We start from the raw sequence: 5,771 nt of genomic DNA, 5'->3' as shown, positions 1-5,771 counted from the left end.
GAATAAAACCCCCGCCCCTCTTTCGTTGTGCGCCCGGCTGTGGGGGCGTTTTTGCAGGGCGGCGGGCGTTTTATTCAGCGGTTGTTCACACATTTGTAAAATCCATGTCGTAGAATGGGGACAGCCTAACAAGATTGGGAGTGAATGCCTTGAAAAAGCGATGGACGGCGCTGGCCTGTACCCTGTGTCTGTGTGCCAGCCTGGCCCTGCCCGCGGCAGCCGCGGGCGGGTATACAGATGTGCCCGGCGGGGCGTGGTATGAGGCGGCGGTCAATGAGGTGACCGAGAAGGGCTATATGACCGGCGTGAGCAAGGGACAGTTCGCCCCTACCGCCAACGTGACCCGGGCCACGGTAGTGACCGTGCTGTGGCGGATGGAGGGTTCGCCGGCCCCCACGGCCACCGTCTCCTTTGGGGACGTGTCCCCCGAGGCGTGGTATGCCCAGCCGGTGGCCTGGGCCAAGGAGAACGGAATTGCCAACGGCGACAGCCGGGGGGACTTCAAGCCCGATCAACCCGTCACCCGCCAGGAGCTGGCGGCCTTCCTCACCCGCTATGACCAATATCGGGGCGTGCCGCTGGCCGAGGGCTCCCTCAACCTGTACTCCGACGCCAACATGACCGGCGTGTGGGCGGTGGAGAGCATGCGCCACGCGGTGGGCATGGGCTGGCTGGAGGGGGACGGCGGCAGGCTGCTGCCCGGCGGCGTGGCTACCCGCGCCCAACTGGCCGTGATTCTCCAGCGCCTTACCACCCAGGCCATGGGCTGAGGCGGTTCTGTGGATGCGCGTAACAGGAGGGAGCATTGACCGATGGAACAGCCCAATATTTTCATGTCCTATCTGCGGGTGACACAGCACATGTCCCAGCAGTTCCGCAGCCACTTCGGCCGGCTGGACCTGACCTTTCCCCAGGCCCTGGTGCTCACGGTGCTGGGGGAGGATGGGCCGGTACCCATCAGCGCCCTGGCCGAGCGCACCGGAAGCGCCAACAGCACGGTGTCGGGCATTGTGGACCGGCTGGAAAAGCTGGGGCTGGCCAGACGGCAGCGCAGCGAGACGGACCGGCGGGTGATCTATGTCTGCGCTACGGAGAAGTACAACGCCCTGCGGGCCAAGGCGGCCACTGACGTGAGCGGATATTTCAGCTCCCTGCTCAGCGGCATGAGCCAGGAGGACCGGGCCATGATCGCCGCCGCTTTCCAGAAGCTGGACGACGCGCTGCTTCAGGCTGGGACAGAGCAGTCCGGACCGTGATAGAACGGGCAAAAAACGGCCAAGCTATTCAGGCGTGGCCGGGTGAATGCCGCGAAGAGGGGGGACGCCGGTGAGGCGCAACGGATACGATTCCTACCACGGACGCAGCCGCGTCCGCACCTTTTTGAAAGTGCTGATTGTCCTGCTGCTGGTCGTGCTGGCGGTGGCGGTGGGTGCTCTGCTGTGGCTCGAGCCATACATCGACTACTCTGCCAACGGCATTAAAATCAATCTGCCCTTTTTCCAGCAGAAGGAGCCGGCGCCTGCTACGGGCGCCCCGGTGGTGGTGACCACGCCGGAGCCCACACCCACACCGGAACCGGAGGAGGACTTCCGGGGGATTCTGCTGCCCAATTCCGCCCTCTATGACGGCACCGCCGCCCAGCAGGTGGAGGCGGCCGGCGCCACCGCCGCTCTCTTTGACATGAAGGCGGACGACGGCAGCCTGGGCTATATCTCCGGGCTGGCCCTGGCCATCCAGGCGGAGGCATCCGCCGCCGACCCGGCCCTCAACGCGGCCATCCAGCTCCTCAACGGCGGAGAGGTGTATACCGTGGCCCGGGTGTCCTGCTTCCGGGACAACCTTGTGCCCCGCAGCGACATGTCTCTGGCCATCCACACCAACGCGGGCAACTGGCGGGACAGCGGCGATACCCGCTGGCTCAGCCCGGCCAATGAGAGCGCCCGCCAATATGTGGTGGGCGTGTGCCGGGAGTTGGCGGCCCTGGGCTTTGATGAGATCCTGCTGGACAACTGGGCCTTCCCCACCGACGGGGAACTGGGGTGGATTAAGGCCGATGCCAACTATCCCGCTGACGGCCGGACCGCCGCGCTGGAGGTCTTTCTCGAGGAGGTGCGCGCCGGACTGGCGGAGTTCCCGGAGGTAAAGGTGTCCCTGGTGACCACCGCCTCCGCCGCCGCAGGCGGGGCGGTGGAGAGCGGCCAGACCGCCGCTCTGCTGGAGCGCGCCGACCGCGTATTGGTGCGCCTGGGGGAGGGGGAGACCCTGCCCCGGCTGAACCAGACCCCGGTGGTGCCCGTGCTGGAGCAGGCGGGGCAGGCCCGGGAGGACTGGGCCGTGCTGGCCATGACAGGCGAATAATGCCCAAAAGCGGACGCATAGCCCTATGCGTCCGCTTTTTTCGTCGGCTCCCAGCGGAAGAGGCAGAAGGAAAACGAAATATGTTAAAAAGTAAACTTATAATTTTAAACTTGAAATTCTCTCCGATTTGAAGTATCATTCATATATCATCGGGAAAATTTGTTTCGGGCGACCCGGATGATAGAGAAAGGCGGTGAGAGCATGTCTCTGGAAGCAATGAAGCAGGTGACCGAGGCCGAGGAGGCCAACCGGGCCCGCAGGGCGGAGGCCCAGGCGGAGGCCAAACGGCTGGTGGCCGAGGCGGAACGGGCGGGGAAGGCCCGCTTGGCGGAGGCCCGCGCCCAGGCAGAGGCCCAGGCGAGGGAGCTGATGCGGCAGGCTGAGGCCAAGGCGGCCGAACACGCGTCGGAGGTGATGGCCCAGACCCGGAAATCCTGCGACGCCCTGCGGGCCCAGGCGGAGGCCCGCCTGGCGGACGCCGCTGAGAGCATCGTGAGAAGGGTAGTGAAAACGAATGTCCATTGTTAAAATGAAGCGGCTGCGGCTTATCGGCATGCAGGCCGAGCGGGAGAGCCTGCTGCGGCTGCTTCAGCACATGGGCTGTGTGGAGATTGACGAGCCGCCCCATCTGGGGGACGACCCGGAGTGGGCTGCCCTGACGCGGCCGGACCCCGGGGCGCTGAACGCGGCCCGGGACGCGCGGGCCCGTGTGGAGGGGGCGCTCAAAACCTTGAAAAAATACGGCCCCAAGCAGAAGGGCGGGCTGCTCAAGCCCCGGCCGGTGGTCACAGAGGGGGAGCTCTTTGACGACGCGGCTTATGAGGCCGGCCTGGCGGATGCCGGGCGGCTGGGGGAGCTGGAGCGGCGGATCACCGCCCTCTATGCCGAGCAGAACAAGCTGCGCACCCAGCGGCTGGCTCTGGCGCCTTGGCTGGCGCTGGACATCCCGCTGGAGACGGCCTCTACCCCGGAGGTGGCGGTGTCCTTCGGCACCGTGGCCGCCTCCGCCGATCTGGATGCGCTGGAGCGGGAGCTGGCGGAGAAAAGCGAGCTGACCCAGGTGCTCCGGGCCGGGGCGGACACGCAGCTGCAATACCTGGTGTTCCTCTGCCACCGCAGCGCGGAGGAGGCCTGCCAGGAGGTGCTCAAGGAGTACGGCTTCTCCCGGGCGGGCCTGCGGGGCTGGACCGGAACGGCGGCCGAGAACGACAAACGGCTGGAGGCCGGGCAGGCGGAGGCCGCCCGTACACTGGAGGAGGCCATTGCCGCGGTGGCCGGCTTCGCCCCCAGGCGGGCGGCGCTGGAGCTGTGCCTGGACCGGGCGGTCCAGGAGATCGCCCGGGAGGAGGCCAAGAGCCGCCTGCTGGACTCCGGGACGGCCTTCTACCTGGACGGGTGGGTGCCCGTGCCCGAGGAGGAGAAGCTGCTGCGCAAGCTGGGGGAGTTCACCTGCTGCTGGGAGACGTCCGACCCGGCGCCGGAGGACTACCCGGTGGTGCCCGTCAAGCTCAAGAGCAACGCCATCACCGAGCCGCTGACCACCATCACGGAGATGTACTCCCTGCCCGCCTACGACGGGGTGGATCCCAACGGCCTGATGGCCCCGTTCTATATCTTCTTCTTCGGCTTCATGTTTGCGGATCTGGGCTACGGCCTGCTTCTGGCGGGCGCCTGCCTGTTCATCCAGCATAAGGTGCGGCCGAAGGGCGGCTTCGGCCAGCTCATCCGGCTGATGACCATGTGCGGCGTCTCGTCGGCGGTGATCGGGCTGCTGACCGGCGGATTTTTCTCCGACTTTCTGGTGCAGTTCACCGGCATGCTGGGCCTGCCCCAGCCGGCCGTCCCCTTCCTCTCCGTGCCGGAGGGCAGCGGCCTGCCCGCCCCTCTGCTCAACGTGATGGAGGACCCTATGACCGTGCTGGTCTTTGCCCTGGCGGTGGGCTTCGTGCAGATCGTGGTGGGCATGGCGGTCAAGTTCTGGATGCTCTGCCGGGACGGCCAGGTGTGGGACGCCGTGTGGGACGTCGGCACCTGGTGGGTGATCTTTGCGGGCATCGGGCTGTTTGCCCTGAACCTGACCGGCGTTTCCTCCGTGGGCAGCGTGGCCGGCATCCCCGTGGTGCTGGTGCTGGGCTGCCTGATGCTGCTGGCCCAGGGCCGCAGCGCCAAGGGCTTCGGCAAGGTGACGGCGGTGATCGGCGCGGTCTACAACGGCGTGACGGGGTACTTTGGGGACATCCTCTCCTACTCCCGCCTGATGGTCATGATGCTGGCCGGCTCGGTGATCGGGCAGGTGTTCAACATCCTGGGCGCCATGCCCGGCGGCGGCCTGCCCCCGGCGGTGGGGATTCCCATCTTCTTCGTGATTTTTATTGTGGGCCACGCCTTCAACATCGGCCTGAACGTGATCGGCACCTACGTGCACACGTCCCGCCTGCAATATCTGGAGTTCTTCAAGCAGTTCTACAAGGAGGGCGGACGCCCCTGGCGGCCCCTGAACATTGCGACCAAGTTTGTCGATATTAAGGAGGAACAATAACATGACGATCGGTGAATTTCTGACCCAGTACGCGGGTGCGTTCTTTGGCTTCCTGGGCGCGGCGCTCGCCGCCGGCCTGGCCTGTGTGGGCTCCGCCAAGGGCACCGGCATCGCCGGTGAGGCGGGCGCCGGCCTGCTGGCCGAGGACCCCTCCCAGTTCTCCAAGTGTATGATCCTGCAGGTCATCCCCGGCACCCAGGGCCTGTACGGGCTGGTCATCGGCTTTTTGGCCCTGATGAAAATGGGCCTGTTCGACGGCACCGTGGCCGAGCTGTCCATCGCCAACGGCCTGCTGATTCTGGCCGCCTGCCTGCCCATGGCCATCGGCGGCCTGCTCTCCGGCATCGCCCAGGGCCGGGTGGCCGCCGCCTCGGTCAACATTGTGGCCAAGAACCCCAACGACTGGTCCAAGGGCATGGTGCTGTGTATCATCGTGGAGTTCTACGCCATCCTGTCCCTGCTCATCTCCTTCCTGATGATCATGTTCGGCTTCTGAGCGGAGGCGGCTATGGACGGAATTGAGAAAATCACCGGGCGCATTGCGGCCGACACCGAGGCGGAGATCGCCGCCATCCGGGCCGAGGCCCGGCGGCAGGCCGACGAGATCACCGCCCGCTACGAGGCTCAGGCCCGGCGGGAGGCGGAGGAGATCGCGGCCCGCGGCCGCCGCAGCGCGGAGGAGCGCCAGGCGCGGCTTGCCAGCGTGGCCCAGTTGGACGCCCGCAAGCTGGAGCTGGCCGCCAAGCAGGAGATGCTGGCCAAGGCCTACGACAGGGCCATGGAGCGGCTGACAAGCCTGCCGGACGGGGAATACGTAGGGCTGCTGGCGGGGCTGGCGGCGAAGGCGTCGTCCACGGGACGGGAGGAGGTCATT

At 66.5% G+C, this 5,771-nt stretch carries 7 protein-coding genes; all 7 read left to right on the top strand.

What is annotated here, in order from left to right:
• Positions 1–140: 140 nt before the first annotated feature.
• Positions 141–770, top strand: a complete 630-nt coding sequence (locus tag ACESY8_RS18495; protein WP_054339364.1) for an S-layer homology domain-containing protein — start codon at positions 141–143, stop codon at positions 768–770.
• Positions 771–812: 42 nt separating this feature from the next.
• Positions 813–1,256 carry a MarR family winged helix-turn-helix transcriptional regulator gene (locus tag ACESY8_RS18490; RefSeq protein ID WP_007490185.1) on the top strand — a complete coding sequence of 148 codons (444 nt, stop codon included), beginning with the start codon at positions 813–815 and terminating at the stop codon, positions 1,254–1,256.
• 70 nt (positions 1,257–1,326) lie between these two features.
• Entirely contained in the window at positions 1,327–2,358 is a 1,032-nt protein-coding gene (locus ACESY8_RS18485; protein ID WP_226917095.1) for a putative glycoside hydrolase, read from the top strand.
• Positions 2,359–2,559: 201 nt separating this feature from the next.
• The gene (locus ACESY8_RS18480) at positions 2,560–2,886 is read left to right on the top strand and encodes a hypothetical protein (RefSeq protein ID WP_035301330.1); all 327 of its coding nucleotides are present in this window, start codon (positions 2,560–2,562) and stop codon (positions 2,884–2,886) included.
• Positions 2,873–4,897, top strand: coding sequence for a V-type ATP synthase subunit I (locus tag ACESY8_RS18475; protein WP_498794926.1), 2,025 nt, complete (start codon positions 2,873–2,875; stop codon positions 4,895–4,897). Before ACESY8_RS18480 ends, ACESY8_RS18475 begins: the two co-directional genes overlap by 14 nt.
• A gap of 1 nt (position 4,898) precedes the next feature.
• On the top strand, positions 4,899–5,393 hold the full coding sequence (locus ACESY8_RS18470; RefSeq protein ID WP_007490180.1) for a V-type ATP synthase subunit K: 495 nt from the start codon (positions 4,899–4,901) through the stop codon (positions 5,391–5,393).
• Positions 5,394–5,405: 12 nt separating this feature from the next.
• On the top strand, positions 5,406–5,771 hold a 366-nt coding region (locus ACESY8_RS18465), incomplete at its 3' end, for a V-type ATP synthase subunit E family protein (protein ID WP_498794925.1).

Source organism: Clostridium sp. ATCC BAA-442, from assembly GCF_964239415.1.
In the GTDB taxonomy this organism is placed as follows: domain Bacteria; phylum Bacillota; class Clostridia; order Oscillospirales; family Oscillospiraceae; genus Flavonifractor; species Flavonifractor plautii.
Note: the sequence above shows the minus strand (reverse complement) of the source record. Positions and strands in the feature narration are given on the sequence as shown.

Excerpts from the sequence above, each read along its gene's own strand:
- ACESY8_RS18480 (WP_035301330.1), top strand. The coding sequence starts at position 2,560 with ATGTCTCTGGAAGCAATGAAGCAGGTGACCGAGGCCGAGGAGGCCAAC.
- ACESY8_RS18470 (WP_007490180.1), top strand. The coding sequence starts at position 4,899 with ATGACGATCGGTGAATTTCTGACCCAGTACGCGGGTGCGTTCTTTGGC.
- ACESY8_RS18490 (WP_007490185.1), top strand. The coding sequence starts at position 813 with ATGGAACAGCCCAATATTTTCATGTCCTATCTGCGGGTGACACAGCAC.
- ACESY8_RS18475 (WP_498794926.1), top strand. The coding sequence starts at position 2,873 with ATGTCCATTGTTAAAATGAAGCGGCTGCGGCTTATCGGCATGCAGGCC.